The following is a 16,881-nucleotide window of genomic DNA, read 5'->3' on the forward strand; positions in this document are numbered from 1 at the left end:
GCCGGAACGGATTTCACGGTTGTATGGAGCCATGACTGAGGCTGCCGAGCGGTTCGATCCCGTGGTCCGGGAGATGATGCAGGCCAACCGGGCGAACTGGGACGCGCGGACTCCCGTACACCTGGCCAGCCGTTTCTACGGTGTGGAGGAGCGACCCGATCCGTTCCGCTGGTTCGCTCCCTTCGAATGGGAGGACCTCGGCGAGTTGGCCGGGCGGGAGGTCGCGCATCTGCAGTGCCATCTGGGCACGGAGACCCTCGCGTTCGCGAGGCGCGGAGCGCGCACGGTCGGCCTCGACATCTCCGGGGCGTCGGTGACGGCGGCCCGGGACCTCGCGGCGAAGGCTGGCTGCGACGTCGACTACGTACGCGCCAACGTGTACGACGCGGTGGACGCGCTCGGCCGGCGACTCTTCGACGTGGTCTACACCGGCAAGGGGGCGCTGTGCTACCTGCCGGATCTGGACCGCTGGGCGGAGGTGATCGCCCGTCTCCTCAAACCGGGTGGACGGCTGTACCTCGTCGAGTTCCACCCCCTGCTCAACGCCCTCGGCCCCAAGCCCGCCCCCGACGAGGGCCCGGACCTTCTGCTGCGCCACGACTATCTCCAGGGGCGCGGCGCCATCCGCGGAAACTCCACCCACACGTACACCGACGGCCCGGCGGTCGACGGCGCGACGGAGAGTTTCGAGTGGCGGCACGGCCTGGACGAGGTGATCAACGCACTGGCCGGAGCCGGCCTGCGCATCGTCCGGCTCCGCGAGAGCGAGGAACTCCCCTGGCCACGCTTCCCGCAGATGGTCCGCACCCCTTCCGGCTGGTGGCGCCTGCCGGACAGCGCGCCGCGCATCCCTCTCCTGTACGGGCTGCTCGCCTCCCTCTAGGCGGGCTCGGCCCGGCGGAGGGTGCCGCCCGGGGTTTCGGCCGCTTCGGCGTCGGCGATCCTGCCGCGCAGCATGAGGTCCATCACCGCCATGAACCGCTGCGTGCGCGGCCGGCCGAGCACGAAGGGGTTCACTCCGTCAGGACGGTTCCGGAGCTGCTCGGCGCGCTGGAGACCGTGGTCGTTGGGGTGGTTGGACAGTTCCACGTCCACGCCGGCCCGGCGGATCCGGTCGCGGAAGGAGTGGATGGACGCCAGGTAGGTGCGCAGCTCCGTGAGTGAGGTGGGCGGGTTCATTCCGCCCCACAGCATGGCCGTGTGGCGCTCGCGTCCAGCCCGTACGGGGATGACCGGTGAGACGGTGCCCGAGGTGTGGCCCGGGGTGTGGTGCAGTCGGACCGTCGTGCCGCCGAGCGTAAGCCGTTGCCCGTCCGCGATCTCCAGGTCCCTGGTGGGGGCGTGGTCCGGCCGGGTGCGGGCGATGAGGTCCCAGTCGGCCGGTGCCATCAACACCCGTGCTCCGTAACGGTCGGCGAGGTACTGCGCGCCCCCGAAGTGGTCGTCGTGGCCATGGGTGACGACGACGTACTTGATCGTCTTAGGATCGGCTCCCAGCGCACGCAGCCCGGGGACGAGAACACCCTCGGCCTCCGCGGGGGACGTGAGCGCGTCGATCAGTACGATCCCGTCGTCGGTCAGCACCGCCATGGCCGAGACCCAACCGGTGCTCAGAAAGGCCAGGTTGTCGAAGAGCTTCAGCGGCTCAGGCGCGGGCGGACGGGGAAAGTCGATGCCAGGCGTCAGAGCCCTCACGACGGCGAGGAGGACCGGATCGCTGCCTGCCAGCCCGCGGGCACGGTCGTAGTGGTCCTGCGCTGCTTCCGCTCCGACGGCCGCTGCTGGTGAGCTGAGTGCGAACGAGCCTGTAGCGGTGGCGAGTCCGAGGGCGGCGAGCCGGCCGAAGCGACGTCTGGACGGGTGGCCGGTCGAGTCCTCGGGTTCCGGTAAATGGGCCATGGAGAGTCTCCTGACTGCCGTTGTGACACGTGAGTCGAATCAGGATCACGATAGGCGGCAGTGCCGGAGCAAGTCGCGCCTTCGTGCACGGCACCCCGTACGCCGCCGTCGTCGGGCCTGGTCGGATCGCTGCCAAGGACACCTGAACCTCCCGCCCGACGGGCGATCCGGTCCACCTACACTTTCCGCCCATGATGCCTTTGGACGACCCGCGCTGGCCCGCCCTCGACCACCGGGGTTGGTCCAAGGGGCAGGGCAGCTGGCCCGACGCCCCCTTCGTGCCCGACGAGTTGCGCCACCTGATGGCCGACCCCACGAACGGCGGTCACTTCAACGACCTGTGGCCGTACCTGTGTTCCGAGGGCACCGCCTGGCCGGCCGCCTACGCGGCCGTGCCGTACATCGTCACGATCGCGCGCGGGCTTCCTCCGGCCAAGCGGGACGACTACCTGTACGTCGTCGGCCTCGTGGCCATGTGTTCCGGCGAACTGGGCGAGACTCCGGCCGACCTGCCCCAGGACATCGCGGATGCCTATCGTCAGGCGCTCCCCGAGGCCATGACCCTGCTGGCGGACACGTTGGCCGCGGCGGAGCACGACCAGATCACCACTCGCTGTCTGCTCGCGGCCGCGGCGGCCCTCAAGGGACACACCGAGTACGCCGAGATACTCAACGATCTCGATGTCTTCGCCGAATGCCGGTCCTGCGGTGAACCCATGCTGGAGCTTCCGGAGTAAACCGCGTACGGCGAGCGAGCCGCCCAGGAGTCACTCCGTCAACTTGCCCTTGCGCAGGGTGAGTACGCGATCGGACTGGGATGCCAGGCGCTGGGAGTGGGTGACGACGACCACGCACTTGTCCTGTTCGTGGGCGAGTTCGCGGAAGGTGTCGATGATGCCCTGGGCGGTGTCCTCGTCGAGGTTTCCGGTGGGTTCGTCGGCGAAGAGGATGTCGACGTCGCAGGCCAGGGCGCGGGTGATGGCGACGCGCTGCTGCTGGCCGCCGGAGAGCCGCATGACGTTGCGCGTCGCCATGTGCCTGTCCAGGCCGACCCGCTCCAGGAGTTCCAGTGCGCGCGCCCTGCGCCCGCCGGTGCTTGGCTTCACTCCGGTGATCTCCATGGCGGTGGTGACGTTCTGAAGGGCGGTCATATAGGTGAGCAGGTTGTAGTGCTGGAAGACCGTGGCGGCGTGCTTGTTGCGGTAGCGGCCGAGGCCGAGCTTCGTCAGGTCCTGGCCGTTGAAGCTGACGGTCCCCCGGGTGGGTGCGTCGAGGCCGCTCGCGAGGCTGAGCAGGGTGGTCTTGCCGCTGCCCGAGGGTCCTAGCACGGTGTAGAAGGTGCCGCGCCGGAAGCTGTAGTCGATGTTCTTCAGCACGGTGGTCCGGCGGCGCTGGCCGATGTAGGTGTGGCTGACGCCGTCGAGCCGGAGGACGGGCGGGGGTTCGGCGGCGCTCGCGGTGTTGTTGGTGTTGGTGTTGGTCATGGTGGCTGTCACTTGCCCTTCGTGAGGATGGTCCGCGGGCTGAGCCGCAGTACGGAGGCGGCCGGGACGGCCGTGGCGAGCAGTCCGAGACCGAGGCCGACGGCGCCCACGGTGGCGAGGGCCGCGGGGTCGAGACGTATGTCGATCCTGTCGATGGGGTCGGCGTTCTCCACCGGCTTGTCGTCCGGGTCGATGCCCTGGTCGATGCCGGTGCTGCCGGGAGCGGGGGGCTGCCAGGATTCGAGCTTGTGCCGGGCTTCGGCTGCCTCTTCGCCGAGCAGCGACCGGCTCGCGCTCTGGGTCAGGTTCTGGGTGAACAGGAAGCTCAGCCCGATGGCGAGGGCCGCGACCGCGACGATCTCCAGCGCCTGCTGGGCGATGAGCTTCCACTTCTTCTCGCCCATGGCCAGTAGTACGCCGTACTCCTTGCGGCGCTGTTTGACCGCGAGGTTGACGAGGAGGACGAGTACGGCGGCGCCCGCGATGCCGATCAGCCACATCGCGAGGGTGGCGGTGGAACCGATGCTGTCCAGGGGGCCGGTCATCTGCCGGATCGCCTTGTCGTTCGCGTCCAGCTTGAAGCCGTCCAGCTCGGACCCCGCTTCCCGCCCGGCCTCCTCCTTGAACCTCTCCAGGTCTTCGGCGTCCTGGAGGAGGAAGGTCGCATTCCTGACCTGCAGCGAAGCGTCCTTGGTGGCGTTGAGCCCGGCGAAGCCTCCGACGGACGCGTACAGCATGTTGGCCGGGTCGACGAAGTACTCGGGCTCGGGTTCGGAGCTGGGTCGCGGGTCGCGGTAGATCCCGGCCACTGTGAACTCTGCTGTGGCAGAGCCTTCGTTGGCCCCGAGGGTGATCTTGTCGCCTGTCTTGAGGCCGTTCTTCCGCGCCAGCCTCTCCTCGATCAGCAGCAGGTGCTTGTCCTTGTCGGCGGCGGTGAGATGTGCTCCGGACAGGAGTTGGAACTTCCCGCTGCGGAAGTCGGGCAGGAGCGCGGTGTCGAGGACTCCGATGGTCGGGGTGCCGTCGGGACCCATGCCGGAGGCTTGGTGTCCACTCCCCCGGTGACCAGCTCGGTGCCGCCCTTGACGACGCCCCGGTCGAACATCGAGTAGTTGTACTTCTGGACCAGCTTGGACGCGCCCAGCTTCTCCACCGTTGCGGCGCTGATCTGAGGGGCCACCATGCCACCGGCGGCGTTCTGGCCGGTCACGTCCATCCCCAGGTTGACCTCGGCGCCCACGGAGCGCTTGGCCTCGTTCTTGGCCTGGGCGGTCGCGTCCTGGATCAGTACCCCGGCCAGCACCATCACGGAGATGACGAGGAAGGTGCAGAGGGTGATCAGGGTCCTGCCCCTGCGGGACCACAGGCTGAACCCTGCGCGTTTGACGAAGTTCATGGTCGGTCGGCTCTCCCGGTCTGTGTCGGTGCGGTGCTTATTCGCTGTCGGTGAGGATGGAGCGGGGGTGGAGGCGGAGAATCCCGATGCCGGGGACGACGGTGGAGACCAGGGAGATGCCGAGACCGATGCCGGCGACCTTGCCGAGGTCTGACGGCTGGACGCGCATCTCGGGCGAGTCGGCCGGTGCGTCCGGGGCTCGGGGGCCCGGGGCTCGGGGGCCCGGGGAAGAGGCGGACTCCTGGTGGCCCAGCAGTGCGTCACCCGCCTGCTGGGCGGCGATCTGACCGGCGAGGGCGGCGACGGCCACCGCCGGCAGGGCGACCGCGGCGACCTCCACGGTGTGCTGGCCGATGAGCTTCCACTTCTTCTCGCCCAGCGACAGCAGCATGCCGAGTTCGTCGCGGCGCTCCCGGATCTGCAGCATCACGATGAGCCCGAGAATGAGCGCCCCGGCCACGGCGATGAGTTGGACGATCAGCCTGGCGATGGTTCCGACGCGTTGGATCGGACGGACCTGGTCCTTGTACGCCTTGTCGTTGACGCGGAAGTCGAACGACCCCGTGCCGAGGAGCCGCCGGGCCTCGGCATGCAGCTGCTCGGCCTGTTCGGGGGCGCCGATCCTGAAGACCGCTTCGGCCAAGTCCGCGGCGCCGGGGCTCAGTTGCTGGACCGTGCGGACTGGTACGTACAGCGTGTTGCCGGGCAGCAGGTGCGGCGGCGTCCACCTCGTCGGGTCGGGCGTCGAGTCTCGGAAGATCCCGACGACCGTGAGCGGCACGGTGCTCTTGCCGTCGGCGGCCAGTGCCCGGAGGGTGTCGCCGGCCTTGAGCCCGTTCTTCTCGGCCAGCCGTTTCTCGACCAGGGCGACCCGGCGGTCGGCGTCCGCAGGAGTGATCCCACGCCCCGCTGTGATCTTGTTCGAACCGTATGAGAAGGGCAGCAGCAGGCCAGAGTCCCGCACGCCGTTCAGTGCCAGGGAGAGGGAACGCCGTGTCTTCGACCCGGCGCGGTTGCCGCCAGGCCTCGGGACGTCGGACTCCAGCGGTTCGATGCCGCGGGCCCCGGCCTCGACCGGGAGCCGCGGGTTGTACCGGTGGACCCGCGGGGACGACCCGAGCCGGTCCGCGAGAGCCGGAGTGAGGGACTTGCCCTTCAGCGTCACGTCGACGCCGATCGTCCGCTGTGCGTCCGCCTCCTGACGGGCGGTGGCGTCCTGCAGCAGGAAACCGCCCAGCAGCAGGGTGCAGATGACCGCGAAGATGCCCAGCAGGACAGCCGTCCTGCCTTTCCTGGCACGCAGGCTCAGGCCGGCGCGCTTGACGAAGTTCATGGCCACGACAGAAGCAGGGAGCACTTTGCAGCGGGATAAGCGCGTTACAGGGGCGTAAGGGCACTGTCCTCGCCATGCCGGGGACGGGGCCGATGCGACTGCTGTCCTTACTCCGCTGCAATGCCGCGCCGGGTTTCATGGGGCGCATGAGAGTTCTGGTAGCCGAGGACCATCGCGTTCTCGCCCGCACCATCGCCACCGGTCTGCGTCGGCAGGCGATGGCCGTCGATCTCGCCGTCTCCGGCGACGAGGCCGAGCGTATGTGCCTGCTCACCGACTACGACGTGCTGGTCCTCGACCGCGATCTGCCGGTCATGACGGGCGACGAGGTGTGCCGACGGCTGCGCGAACTGACCGACCCGCCGCGGATCCTGATGCTGACCGCGGCCGGCGAGATCACGGACAAGGTCTACGGCCTCACGACGCTCGGCGCCGACGACTACCTGGCCAAGCCCTTCGACTTCGCCGAACTGGTCGCCCGGATACGGACGCTCGGCCGCCGCGTCCCCAAGTCGCCACCGGTCGCGCTACGACACGAGGGCATCACCCTGGACCGGGCTCGCCACGAGGTGTCCGTGGAGGGGCGGCAACTGGACCTGACACCCAAGGAGTTCGCGGTCCTGCGACTGCTGATGGAGGCCCAGGGGATGGCGGTGCCGCACGACGAACTCGTTCGCACCCTCTGGGACGAGAACCTCGACCCGCGCACCAGCGTGGTACGGGCCGTCGTCAGCCGGCTGCGCCGCAAACTGGGCGACCCCGGACTCATCACCGCCGACAAGGGTCAGGGATACCGGCTGTGCCACTGAACCCGCGGGCGCTGCTGCGGGGCATGCCGTTCCGTGCCCGGCTGACCGTGGCCTTCTCCCTGCTCTTTCTGCTCGCGGGCGCGGCGCTGCTGGCCTTCGTGGTGCTGCTCGCGCGTTATGGAACGGCCCAGCAGCTCAAGGGAATCGAGATCACGAAGGGTGACGTGCCGAGCGGCGGCGGGTTCGCCACCGTGCGCGGGCAGCCCACGGATCCCCAGGGAACCCTTCCTCCGTCGGTCGGGCCTCGCGACGACTTCGCCATGGTCCGGCAGTTCGACCAGACCGTACAGGCCGTGCAGGACACCGCTCTGCGGCAGATGGTCCTCTGGTCGGCCGTCGGGCTGCTCGTCATGGCACTGCTGGCCGGACTGGTCGGCCGGTGGCTGGCCGGGCGTGCGCTCGGGCCGGTCGCCGCGATGACGGAGGCCACCCGTCGGATCAGTGAGCAGAACCTGCATCAGCGGCTGGCGCTCACCGGCCCCGACGACGAACTCCACCGCCTGGCCGACACGTTCGACACCATGCTGGACCGGCTGGAGAGGTCGTTCGAGAGCCAGCGGCGCTTTGTCGCCAACGCCTCTCACGAACTCAGGACTCCCCTCGCGGTCCAGCGCACCAGCCTGGAGGTCGGCCTCGCCGATCCCCTCCCCGAGGGGCTTGCCGACGTACGCGAGGATCTGCTCGCCGCCAACCGTGAGGCCGAGCGGCTGATCACCGCTCTGCTGCTGCTCGCCCGCAGCGATCGTGGCCTGGAAGAGACCGAGACCGTGGACCTGTCGGCCGCGGCCCGACTGGTGGCGGCCGAACTCGCCCCGCAGGCCAGGAGCGAGCACGTGGACGTAGAGGTGTCGGCGGACCGGCAGTTGACCGTCCTCGGTGACCCCGTGCTGCTGCGCCACCTGCTGACCAACCTGGTCCGTAACGCCATTCAGTACAACCACCCCGGCGGCCGGGTCCGGGTACGGCTCGACGGCCGCACGCTGACCGTCGCCAACACCGGGCCTCCGGTGCCCGCCGACCGGGTGCCGGACCTTTTCGAGCCGTTCCGCCGCCTCACCCAGGACCGCATCGGCACCACGGGCCACGGACTGGGCCTCGCCATCGTCCGCTCCATCGCCGAGGCCCACGGAACCGGGGCAACGGCCGAGCCCGGCCGGCCGGGCGGCCTCGTCGTCACGGTCCGTTTCCCGTGATTCGTGTTCCGGAGCAGCCGCCCGGCGAGCGGAGGTGAGCCGTTCGCCGGGCGGTCCGGGTCAGGCGCAGCCGGCGGGAGTCGGCCGCGACACGTCGTTGATCAGTGCCTCGTGGGCCGCCTTGACCCGTGGCACATCGGGCTTGACGACCTTGCGGTCGTAGGTGATCAGCCCGTTCAGCTCGCCCTCGACGTCCGCGATCTGGGTGTAGACCGCGCCGTTGCCGCCCTTGCATGCGAGGGCGTGCACCTCGGCGAGCTTGGTGAGGTAGTCGTCGGTGTACGTGGCCGGGTCGACGTCGACGTAAGACTGCTGTACGGACCAGGCGTGTCCGGGTACGGCGAGGCCGAGGCCGCCGTACTCGCCCATGACCAGGGCCCGTTTGCCGTCCGGGCGTGGTGGCAGTGCGGGGCTCGGGTAGCCGTGCTCGTCCATGATGTCGCCGGTGCCGCCGTCGGCGCCGAGGTTGAGGCCCGACTGGTTGTTGACCAGGCGGGTCGGGTCCCAGGCCTTGGCCTGTGTGGCGATGCGGCCCACGTCGTACTGGCCCCACCCTTCGTTGAAGGTGACCCACATGACGATGGACGGGCTGCTGATGTGCTCGTCGATCATCTGCTTCATCTCCAGCTCGTACTCGGCGCGGGCGGCGGTGGACGGGTTGACGCCCGCCGTCATGGACGGCATGTCCTGCCACACCAGCAGGCCGAGCCGGTCGGCCCAGTAGAACCAGCGGTCGGGTTCGACCTTGATGTGCTTGCGGACCGAGTTGAAGCCCATCGCCTTGTGCATCTTCAGGTCGTAGGCCAGGGCCTTGTCGCTGGGGGCGGTGTGCAGGCCGTCCGGCCAGAAGCCCTGGTCGAGGGTGGCCATCATGAAGACGGGCTTGCCGTTGAGGACGGTTCGCGGGGTTCCGTTCACGTTCTCGACGGCGATGGACCGCATGCCGAAGTAGCTGCTGACGCGGTCGGCGCCGACGCTGACCTTCAGGTCGTACAGGAACGGGTCGTCGGGCGACCACAGCCGGGGGTTCTTGATCTTCAGGGTGAGCGGGCTTCCGGTGCGTCCGGTGACGGTGGCGACCTTTCGCTTGCCGTCGTACGCGGTCGCGGTGACGGCGAGTCCGGGGCGTACGCCCTGCGGCTCGACGGTGAGGGTGCCCGCGCCGGCGTCCGGGGTGAGTTTCAGTGAGTCGACGTGGTCGGTGGCGACGGGCTCCATCCACACGGTCTGCCAGATACCGGAGGACGGGGTGTACCAGATGCCGCTGGGGTCGAGGCGCTGCTTGCCGACGGGCGGGTTCTCGCCGCTCGCGGCGTCGGTCGGGTCGTAGACGCCGACGATCAGCTCCTGGGTGCGGCCGGGCTTGAGGGCGTCGGTGACGTCGGCGCTGAACTTGTCGTAGCCGCCCTTGTGTTCGGCGACCTTGGTGCCGTTGACGTAGACCTCGGAGCGCCAGTCGACCGCGCCGAAGTTGAGCCGCAGGCGCTTGGCGGAACCGATCCTCCAGTCGGACGGGACGGTGAAGGTGCGCCGATACCACATCCGGTCCTCGTGCCGCTCAATGCCCGACAGCTGGGACTCGACGGGATACGGGACGAGGATCTTCTCGGCGAGTTCCCGGCCCACCGGGGGCTGTTCGCCCGCCTTGGCCGCGGCGAACTGCCAGCTGCCGTTGAGGTTCTTCCAGTCGCCGCGGGTGAGCTGGGGCCTCGGGTACTCGCGGTGGGCGTTGGCCGGGGTGACCTTCTCGCCCCACGGGGTGGTCAGCTGGTAGGTGGACTTGTTGGCGCCGCTGCTCCAGAAGGCCTTGACAACGTTGCCGTCCTTGCCGGAGAGGCCGCCCGATCCGTCGTAGCGCACATCGGCGGCGCCGCGCGCGGTGCCGGTCTTGTTGCCGACCACGGGTTCCTTGAGCGCGACCAGCAGCGATCTCGGGTTGGCCGGATCCAGCCGTGCCCGGCCGAGTGGCCAGGTGGCGCCGCCGATCACGGCGTCCAGGTGGTCGGTGAGACCGGCCGGGGCGGCCGCGAGTGTCTGGGCGAAGTCGAGCCGCAGGGTGCGGCCGTCCTTGAGGACCGTGGCGGCGATGGCCCCGTTGTAGTCGTAGTCCGCGGGCAGCAGGAAGGCCGACTGCGGGACGGCGGTCTTGGTTCCGCCGGGCGGCGTCCAGCGCACGTGGAGGTTGGAGCCCCCGTAGTGCTCGAAGTACTCGATCTTGATGTCGTAGGCCTTGCCGGCGGTCAACTCCACCGGGGTGCCGGTCTGTTCGCGGTCCCAGTCGTCGACCCAGTGGTCGATGACGGGTTTCCCGTCCACCCAGAGGCGGAAGCCGTTGTCCCCGATGATCGAGAAGGTGGTGGGGCCGGTTTTCTCCGGCACGATCCGGCCGGTCCAGCGGACGGAGACGTCGTCCGACCGTCCGGTCGCCGAACGGAGACGGGGCTCCAGGTTGTCGAAGTCGAGTTGCGGATCGAATCCGGTGGCTTTGAGTTCGTGGAAGTCGAAGGCGCCGGGGGCGGACTGGGTGTAGTACTCACCCTTGAGGCCGTGGATCTCGGGATCCTCCGCGGCCGTCGCGGCAGGTGCTGCGGCCAGTCCCGCGGCACCCAGCACTGCTGCGACGAGCAGGGCGAGGCTGTGTGTGAACGGTCTGATGCGCACGAATCCTCCTTGGTTGAGGAAGGGTGGCGGCTCGGTGCTTCAGTCTGTACAACGTTGAAAGCAGAGGCAGTTGGCATAAGAGCACGGGCTCTTGGCCGCTGTCCAGGTCCATGACAAAGCTCCGGTCGCGGAGCCCCCGTCGATGCCGAGGAGATTCCTTGCGGGTCAGCCTGAAGGACGTGGCCGAACGGGCCGGCGTCTCGATCAAGACCGTTTCCAACGTCGTGAACAACTATCCGCACGTCACACCGGCGATGCGCGCCAAGGTGCAGGAGGCGATCGACCAGCTCGGCTACCGCCCGAACCTGACCGCGCGCCATCTCCGCAAGGGCCGTACGGGCATCATCGCGCTCGCCGTTCCCGAGCTCGGCAATCCCTACTTCGCCGAACTCGCCGGCGCGGTGATCGACGCGGCGGCCCAGCACGAGTTCACGGTCCTGCTCGACCACACGCGCGGCGACCGTGAGCAGGAGCTGCTGGTCAGCCAGGGTTTCCGGGCCCGGGTGATCGACGGGCTGATCCTGAGCCCGCTGGAACTGGAGGCCGAGGACCTGCACGGCCGGGCCGACGACGTGCCGCTGGTGCTGCTCGGCGAGCGCGAGTACGACCTGCCCTTCGACCACATCGCGATCGACAACGTGGCGGCCTCGCGCGAGGCGGTGCGTCATCTGATCGGCCGCGGCCGGACCCGGATCGCCTACCTCGGCGCCCGCACCGACTCCGCGAACCGCCCCGCCCATCTGCGACTCGACGGCTGGCGGGCGGAGTTGACGGCTGCGGGCCTGCCGACCACGGACGACATGGTCGTGCCCGTCGACGGCTGGGACCGGGACGACGGGGCCAGGGCCATGGCGCGGCTGCTGGACTCGGGCATCCGGCCCGACGCGGTCTTCGCCTACAACGACCTCATCGCGATCGGCGCCATGCGGGTGCTGCACGAGCGCGGGCTCAGGGTGCCGTGGGACGTCGCCGTGGTGGGTTTCGACGACATCGCCGAGAGCCGTTTCGGAGCCGTCTCGCTGACCACGATCGCGCCGGACAAGCAGGCCATCGCCCAGCTCGCGATGGGCTCACTGCTGCGCAGTCTGTCGGGCCGTCAGGAGCCCGGAGGACGTGAACTGACCGCGGAATACCGGCTGGTGGAGCGGGAGAGCACCCTCGGACGACGCTGACCACGGTCCGGACCAACTGGCCGAGATTTCGGACGGAAGGGTTTACAGCCTCCTTCCAACGATGTAAAAAACTCCCCTGAACGACGTGCACGCCATGTTGACCGCAAGTGCCGAACTCCCCGGGAGCGCTCTCAGCGCCGGGGCCGCGCCGTTTGGGGACTCCCATGAAGCCCACCGCACTTCTCCGTCGTACCTCCGCTCGAACCCTTCTCGCCACCGGCCTCCTGACAAGCCTGGTCCTGACCACCGGATGCACCAAGTCCGAGGACTCCTCCGACAGCGACAAGGCCGCGCCCCAGCAGGGTGACGCCGGCCAGCAGGTCGCCTCGCCCAGCGCCGGATCCGGACCCACCTGCACCATCGACGCGTACGGGGGCGAGAAGCTCGACCTCAAGAGCGCCACCGTCGGTTTCTCCCAGTCCGAGAAGGAGGCCAATCCCTTCCGGATCGCGGAGACCGCCTCCATCGAGGCGGAGGCGAAGAAACGGGGCGTCAAGCTCCTCACCGCCAACGCCCAGTCGCAGTTCTCCAAGCAGATCAGCGACGTCCAGGACCTCATCGCCAAGGGCGCCGACCTGCTCGTCATCGCGCCGCTCAACTCGGACGGCTGGGAACCCGTGCTGCGTACGGCGGCGGCCAAGCACATCCCGATCGTCACGGTGGACCGCAAGATCAACGCCACCGCCTGCAAGGACTATGTGAGCTTCATCGGCTCCGACTTCGTGGAGCAGGGCAAGCGGGCAGCCGACGAGATGATCGAGGCGACCGGCGGCAAGGGCGACATCGCCATCCTGCTCGGTTCAGCGGGCAACAACGTCACGACGGAACGCACCAAGGGCTTCCTCGACCGGATCAAGGCCAAGGCCCCCGGTCTCAAGGTGGTGTTCCAGCAGACCGGCGAATTCGCCCGCGAGAAGGGCCAGTCGGTCACCGAGAACCTCATCCAGTCCAAGCCCGGCATCAAGGGCATCTACGCCGAGAACGACGAGATGGGCCTCGGCGCGGTCAACGCCCTCAAGGGCGCGGGCAAGAAGCCGGGCGCCGTGAAGATCGTGACCATCGACGGCACGCGCAACGCCGTGCAGGGCATTGTGGACGGCTGGATCCACGGCGTCATCGAGTCCAACCCGCGCTTCGGGCCGCTTGCCTTCCAGACCCTCGACACCTTCACCCAGGGCGGCGAAGTGGCTCAGGACATCGTTATCAAGGACAGCGCGTACACCGAGTCCAACGCCCGGTCGGACCTCGGCAAGGCGTACAGCTGATGCTCTCGGTCACCGGCGTGTCCAAGGTCTTCCCCGGCGTGAAGGCGCTGTCCGACGTGGACTTCACCGCCCGCGCCGGGGAGGTCCACGCCCTCGTCGGCGAGAACGGCGCGGGCAAGTCGACCCTGATCAAAGTACTCACCGGCGTCTACCGGCCGGACGCGGGCGAGATCGTCCACGACGGCACGCCGGTCCGCTTCACGACCCCCCTGCAGGCCCAGCAGGCGGGCATCTCGACCATCTACCAGGAGGTCAACCTCGTCCCGCTGATGAGCGTGGCCCGCAATCTCCTCCTCGGCCGTGAACCCCGCGGCCGGCTCGGTCTGATCGACTTCCGGCGCATGCACCGGGATGCGGACGAGGCGCTGCGCGGCCTGGGCATCCGCGTCGACGTGCGCCGCCCGCTGCGCGAACTCGGCGTCGGGGCCCAGCAGATGGTGGCCCTCGCCCGTGCCGTCGCCGTCGACGCCCGTGTCGTGATCATGGACGAGCCCACCTCCTCGCTCGAACCGCGTGAGGTGCGCACCCTGTTCGACGTGATCCGCATGCTGCGCGAGCGCGGTATCGCCGTGGTCTACGTCAGCCACCGCATGGACGAGCTGTACGAGATCTGCGACACGGTCACCGTGCTGCGTGACGGCCGGGTGGTGCACACCGGCCGCCTCGCCGACCTCGACCGCCTGCGTCTGGTCTCGCTCATGCTGGGCCGGGAGATCGGCGAGGTCCGCAGCGAGGGCCTGACCAAGTTCACCGGATCCCACCACACGTCGGCCGAACCCATGCTGCACGCCGAAGGACTGACGGCCCGTCACCAGTTGCGGGACGTGTCGCTGTCCATCCGCCCGGGCGAGGTGGTGGGCCTGGGCGGGCTGCTCGGCTCGGGCCGCAGCGAGACGGCCAGGGCCGTCGCCGGAGCGCTGCCGACTGACTCGGGCCGGGTCTCGGTCGGCGGCGCCGCCGTGCGCACCGGCTCGACACCGGCCGCGATCCGCGCCGGGATCAGCCTGCTGCCGGAGGACCGCAAGGCCGAGGGAATCGTCCCCGGTCTGTCGGTACGGGAGAACATCGCGCTTGCCGCCCTGCCCTCGCTCTCACGGTTCGGCCTGGTGGACGACGCCCGTATCGACCGGATCGTCGACACCTTCGTGCAGCGGCTGCGCATCAAGTCATCCGGCCCACACCAGATGGTGGGCGAACTCTCCGGCGGCAACCAGCAGAAGGTGCTGCTGGCCCGCTGGCTCGCCCTGCACCCGAAGGTGCTGCTGCTGGACGAGCCGACCCGCGGAATCGACGTCGGCGCCAAGGCGGAGGTACAGGCACTCATCGACGAACTCGCCGACGACGGACTGGCCGTGCTGCTGATCTCCTCCGATACCGAGGAGCTGATCGAGGGCAGCGACCGGATCGTCGTACTCAAGGACGGAGCGGTGGTGGACGAGTTGACCGGCGACGCCCTCACCGAGGACGCGCTGATGCGGGCCATCGCGGCCGAACCCGCCGGGAGCCACCATGACTGAACTCGCGCTCGCGCAGGGCCGGGTGGACCGCGACCGGCTGCTGCGCCTGCTCCAGGAGTACGGCGTCTACGCGGGCGTCGCCGCGCTCCTGGTCTTCAACTTCGCCTTCACCGATCACTTCGTCTCCGCGGAGAACTTCCGCACCCAGGCCGTCCAGGTCGCTCCCGTGCTCATCGTGGCGCTGGGCATGGCGCTGGCGATCGGCACCGAGGGCGTCGACCTGTCGGTGGGTTCCGTGATGGCCCTGTCCACCTCGCTGCTGTCCCTCTATCTCGGCTACGGACCGTGGGCCGCCGTACTCGTGGCGGTGGCGGGCGGCATCCTGGTCGGGCTCGCGAACGGAACACTGGTCGCCCACCTGGGAGTTCAGCCGATCGTCGCCACACTCGCCCTCATGGTCGCCGCTCGCGGCCTGGCCCTGGTCCTGCTCCCCCAGCTCAAGGACGTACGCGATCCGGGCATGACGGCGCTCGGCTCCGGCGACGTGCTCGGTGTGCCGTATCTCGTCCTCATCGCCGTCGCCCTGGCCCTGTTGGTGGCCTTCGTGGTCCGCCGCACGACCTTCGGGCGGCAGTTGCTCGCCATCGGCGACAGCCGGCCCGCGGCCCGCCTCGCCGGCCTGCCCGTCCGCCGGGTACTCATCGTGGTGTACGCCTGCTCCGGCGCGCTGGCCGCAGTGGCGGGCGTCCTCGCCACCGCCCGGCTGACGGCCAGTGACCCGACCTCGCTGGGCACGCTGATGGAGCTGTCGGCGATCACCGCCGTGGTCGTCGGCGGCACGCCCCTCTCCGGCGGCCGGGTCCGGATCGGCGGCACGGTCGCCGGTGCCGTCCTCATCCAGCTGCTGACCACCACGCTCGTCAAGCACGACCTGCCGCCGTCGTGGACGCAGATGGCCCAGGCCGTGGTGATCGTCGGTGCCGTCTACGCGGCCCGCGAACGAGGGAAGCGATGACCACCGAGACCACGGAAGCCGACATGCAGCCCGATGCCGTCCAGCGGATCACCGACGAGGACCGCGGACCGGGCCGGGCCGACCGCTTCAGCGCCCTCGCTCAGCAGCACGGGGCCCTCGTCACCCTCCTGATGGCCATGGCCGTGGCGTCGCTGAGCTTCGACACCTTCCTGACCGGCGACAACCTCGAGAACATGGCGCTGTCCTCGGCCTTCCTCGCCGTGGTCGCGCTCGGCATGACGTTCGTCATCGTCACCGGCGGGATCGACCTATCGGTCGGCTCGCTCTTCGCCCTCGGCGGAGTGGTGGCGGCCTGGGGCTCGCAGTACGGCTCGGCGGTGGCCCTGCTGCTCCCGCTCGCGGTGTGCGGGCTGATCGGGCTGGTCAACGGACTGCTCATCGCCCGGTCGGGACTCGCCCCGTTCATCGTCACCCTCGCCGCCATGCTCGGCGCGCGCGGCATCCTGCTCGCGATCACCGACGAGGGCTCGCGGACCTACCTCGTGGACAAGGACTCCTTCCTCGCGACGCTCGGCCAGGGCTCACTGCTCGGCATCGGCGTGCCCGTGTGGATCACGGTGGCCCTGTTCGTACTGGGTGCCGTCGTACTGCGACGCACCAGATTCGGCCAGTACGTGTACGCGGTCGGTGGCAACGAGGACGCGGCGACCCTGATGGGTGCCCCCGTGGCACGGACGAAGATCGCGGTGTACGCCGTGTCGGGGCTGTGCGCCGGTCTCGCGGGTGCGCTCAACGCCGCCTGGCTGCTGTCGGGCGTGACGATCCTCGGCTCGGGCATGGAGCTGGAGGCCATCGCGGCGGTCGTCATCGGCGGCACGCTGCTGTCCGGCGGGTTCGGCTTCGTCAGCGGTTCGCTGGTCGGGGTGCTCCTGCTGAAGGTGATCCAGAACGTCATCAACCAGATCGGCTCCCTCGACTCCGCCTACCAGCAGGTCGTCAGCGGGGCCTTCCTCGCCGTCGTGGTGGTGGCCCAGACCTGGCTCGGCCGTAGACGGCGGGTCCTGTGACCGCGGGGCTGCGGTCCTCTGCATGAGTTCCTGACCGACGACCTCGACGTGCGGCGCGGGGGGGGGCCCACCCGCCCCCCCCCCCCCGGTTAAACAAACCCCGCCGCTCGCCCCGTTAACGGGGGAGGCGGGGGGGGCCCCTGCCCGCCCCGGAACCACCCCCCCCCCC

At 69.4% G+C, this 16,881-nt stretch carries 15 protein-coding genes; 9 read left to right on the forward strand and 6 right to left on the reverse strand.

Going from position 1 to position 16,881, the window contains the following annotated elements; all coding sequences use genetic code 11:
* Positions 1-31 precede the first annotated feature (31 nt).
* Positions 32-883 (forward strand): class I SAM-dependent methyltransferase, encoded by an 852-nt coding sequence (locus ACIBEI_RS21530; RefSeq protein WP_398891074.1) that lies wholly within the window; start codon positions 32-34, stop codon positions 881-883.
* On the opposite strand, the gene ACIBEI_RS21535 is transcribed toward ACIBEI_RS21530, so the two are convergent.
* The gene (locus tag ACIBEI_RS21535; protein ID WP_398891076.1) at positions 880-1,899 is read right to left on the reverse strand and encodes an MBL fold metallo-hydrolase; all 1,020 of its coding nucleotides are present in this window, start codon (positions 1,897-1,899) and stop codon (positions 880-882) included. The two genes, ACIBEI_RS21530 and ACIBEI_RS21535, sit on opposite strands and share 4 nt — an antisense overlap.
* Positions 1,900-2,090: 191 nt before the next feature.
* On the opposite strand from ACIBEI_RS21535, the gene ACIBEI_RS21540 reads away from it, so the two are divergent.
* Positions 2,091-2,636, forward strand: coding sequence for a hypothetical protein (locus ACIBEI_RS21540; RefSeq protein WP_398891078.1), 546 nt, complete (start codon positions 2,091-2,093; stop codon positions 2,634-2,636).
* A gap of 30 nt (positions 2,637-2,666) precedes the next feature.
* On the opposite strand, the gene ACIBEI_RS21545 is transcribed toward ACIBEI_RS21540, so the two are convergent.
* From ACIBEI_RS21545 to ACIBEI_RS21560, 4 genes are all read right to left on the reverse strand, one after another.
* Entirely contained in the window at positions 2,667-3,395 is a 729-nt protein-coding gene (locus ACIBEI_RS21545; RefSeq protein ID WP_398891080.1) for an ABC transporter ATP-binding protein, read from the reverse strand.
* Entirely contained in the window at positions 3,392-4,120 is a 729-nt protein-coding gene (locus tag ACIBEI_RS21550; RefSeq protein ID WP_398891405.1) for an FtsX-like permease family protein, read from the reverse strand. Before ACIBEI_RS21550 ends, ACIBEI_RS21545 begins: the two co-directional genes overlap by 4 nt.
* Before the next feature lie 164 nt (positions 4,121-4,284).
* A complete protein-coding gene (locus ACIBEI_RS21555; RefSeq protein ID WP_398891082.1) occupies positions 4,285-4,779 on the reverse strand; it encodes a hypothetical protein in 495 nt (164 codons plus the stop codon).
* Positions 4,780-4,816: 37 nt separating this feature from the next.
* Complete coding sequence (locus ACIBEI_RS21560) at positions 4,817-6,112, reverse strand: ABC transporter permease (protein ID WP_398891084.1); 1,296 nt, start codon at positions 6,110-6,112, stop codon at positions 4,817-4,819.
* Positions 6,113-6,258: 146 nt separating this feature from the next.
* Here ACIBEI_RS21560 and ACIBEI_RS21565 point away from each other — a divergent pair, with 146 nt between their 5' ends.
* Together ACIBEI_RS21565 and ACIBEI_RS21570 are read left to right on the forward strand one after the other, a co-directional pair.
* On the forward strand, positions 6,259-6,921 hold the full coding sequence (locus ACIBEI_RS21565) for a response regulator transcription factor (protein WP_398891086.1): 663 nt from the start codon (positions 6,259-6,261) through the stop codon (positions 6,919-6,921).
* On the forward strand, positions 6,912-8,114 hold the full coding sequence (locus tag ACIBEI_RS21570; protein WP_398891088.1) for a sensor histidine kinase: 1,203 nt from the start codon (positions 6,912-6,914) through the stop codon (positions 8,112-8,114). Before ACIBEI_RS21565 ends, ACIBEI_RS21570 begins: the two co-directional genes overlap by 10 nt.
* A 60-nt stretch (positions 8,115-8,174) precedes the next feature.
* Here the strand turns inward: ACIBEI_RS21570 and ACIBEI_RS21575 are convergent, their stop codons facing one another.
* Positions 8,175-10,775, reverse strand: a complete 2,601-nt coding sequence (locus ACIBEI_RS21575) for a PA14 domain-containing protein (RefSeq protein ID WP_398891090.1) — start codon at positions 10,773-10,775, stop codon at positions 8,175-8,177.
* Between the two features lie 158 nt (positions 10,776-10,933).
* Between ACIBEI_RS21575 and ACIBEI_RS21580 the strand changes: the two genes are divergently transcribed.
* The 5 genes from ACIBEI_RS21580 (at position 10,934) to ACIBEI_RS21600 (ending at position 16,712) form a co-directional block, all read left to right on the forward strand.
* Complete coding sequence (locus ACIBEI_RS21580; RefSeq protein WP_398891092.1) at positions 10,934-11,947, forward strand: LacI family DNA-binding transcriptional regulator; 1,014 nt, start codon at positions 10,934-10,936, stop codon at positions 11,945-11,947.
* Positions 11,948-12,111: 164 nt separating this feature from the next.
* Positions 12,112-13,212 (forward strand): ABC transporter substrate-binding protein, encoded by a 1,101-nt coding sequence (locus ACIBEI_RS21585; RefSeq protein ID WP_398891094.1) that lies wholly within the window; start codon positions 12,112-12,114, stop codon positions 13,210-13,212.
* On the forward strand, positions 13,212-14,729 hold the full coding sequence (locus ACIBEI_RS21590) for a sugar ABC transporter ATP-binding protein (RefSeq protein WP_398891096.1): 1,518 nt from the start codon (positions 13,212-13,214) through the stop codon (positions 14,727-14,729). The genes ACIBEI_RS21585 and ACIBEI_RS21590 overlap by 1 nt, the downstream gene beginning before the upstream one ends.
* Positions 14,722-15,684: an ABC transporter permease gene (locus ACIBEI_RS21595; RefSeq protein ID WP_398891098.1), complete on the forward strand. Its 963-nt coding sequence runs from the start codon at positions 14,722-14,724 to the stop codon at positions 15,682-15,684. The genes ACIBEI_RS21590 and ACIBEI_RS21595 overlap by 8 nt, the downstream gene beginning before the upstream one ends.
* A gap of 23 nt (positions 15,685-15,707) precedes the next feature.
* Complete coding sequence (locus ACIBEI_RS21600; RefSeq protein WP_398891407.1) at positions 15,708-16,712, forward strand: ABC transporter permease; 1,005 nt, start codon at positions 15,708-15,710, stop codon at positions 16,710-16,712.
* The last annotated feature ends 169 nt before the right edge of the window (positions 16,713-16,881 follow it).

The sequence above is a fragment of the Streptomyces sp. NPDC050988 genome (assembly GCF_044456225.1).
GTDB lineage: Bacteria > Actinomycetota > Actinomycetes > Streptomycetales > Streptomycetaceae > Streptomyces.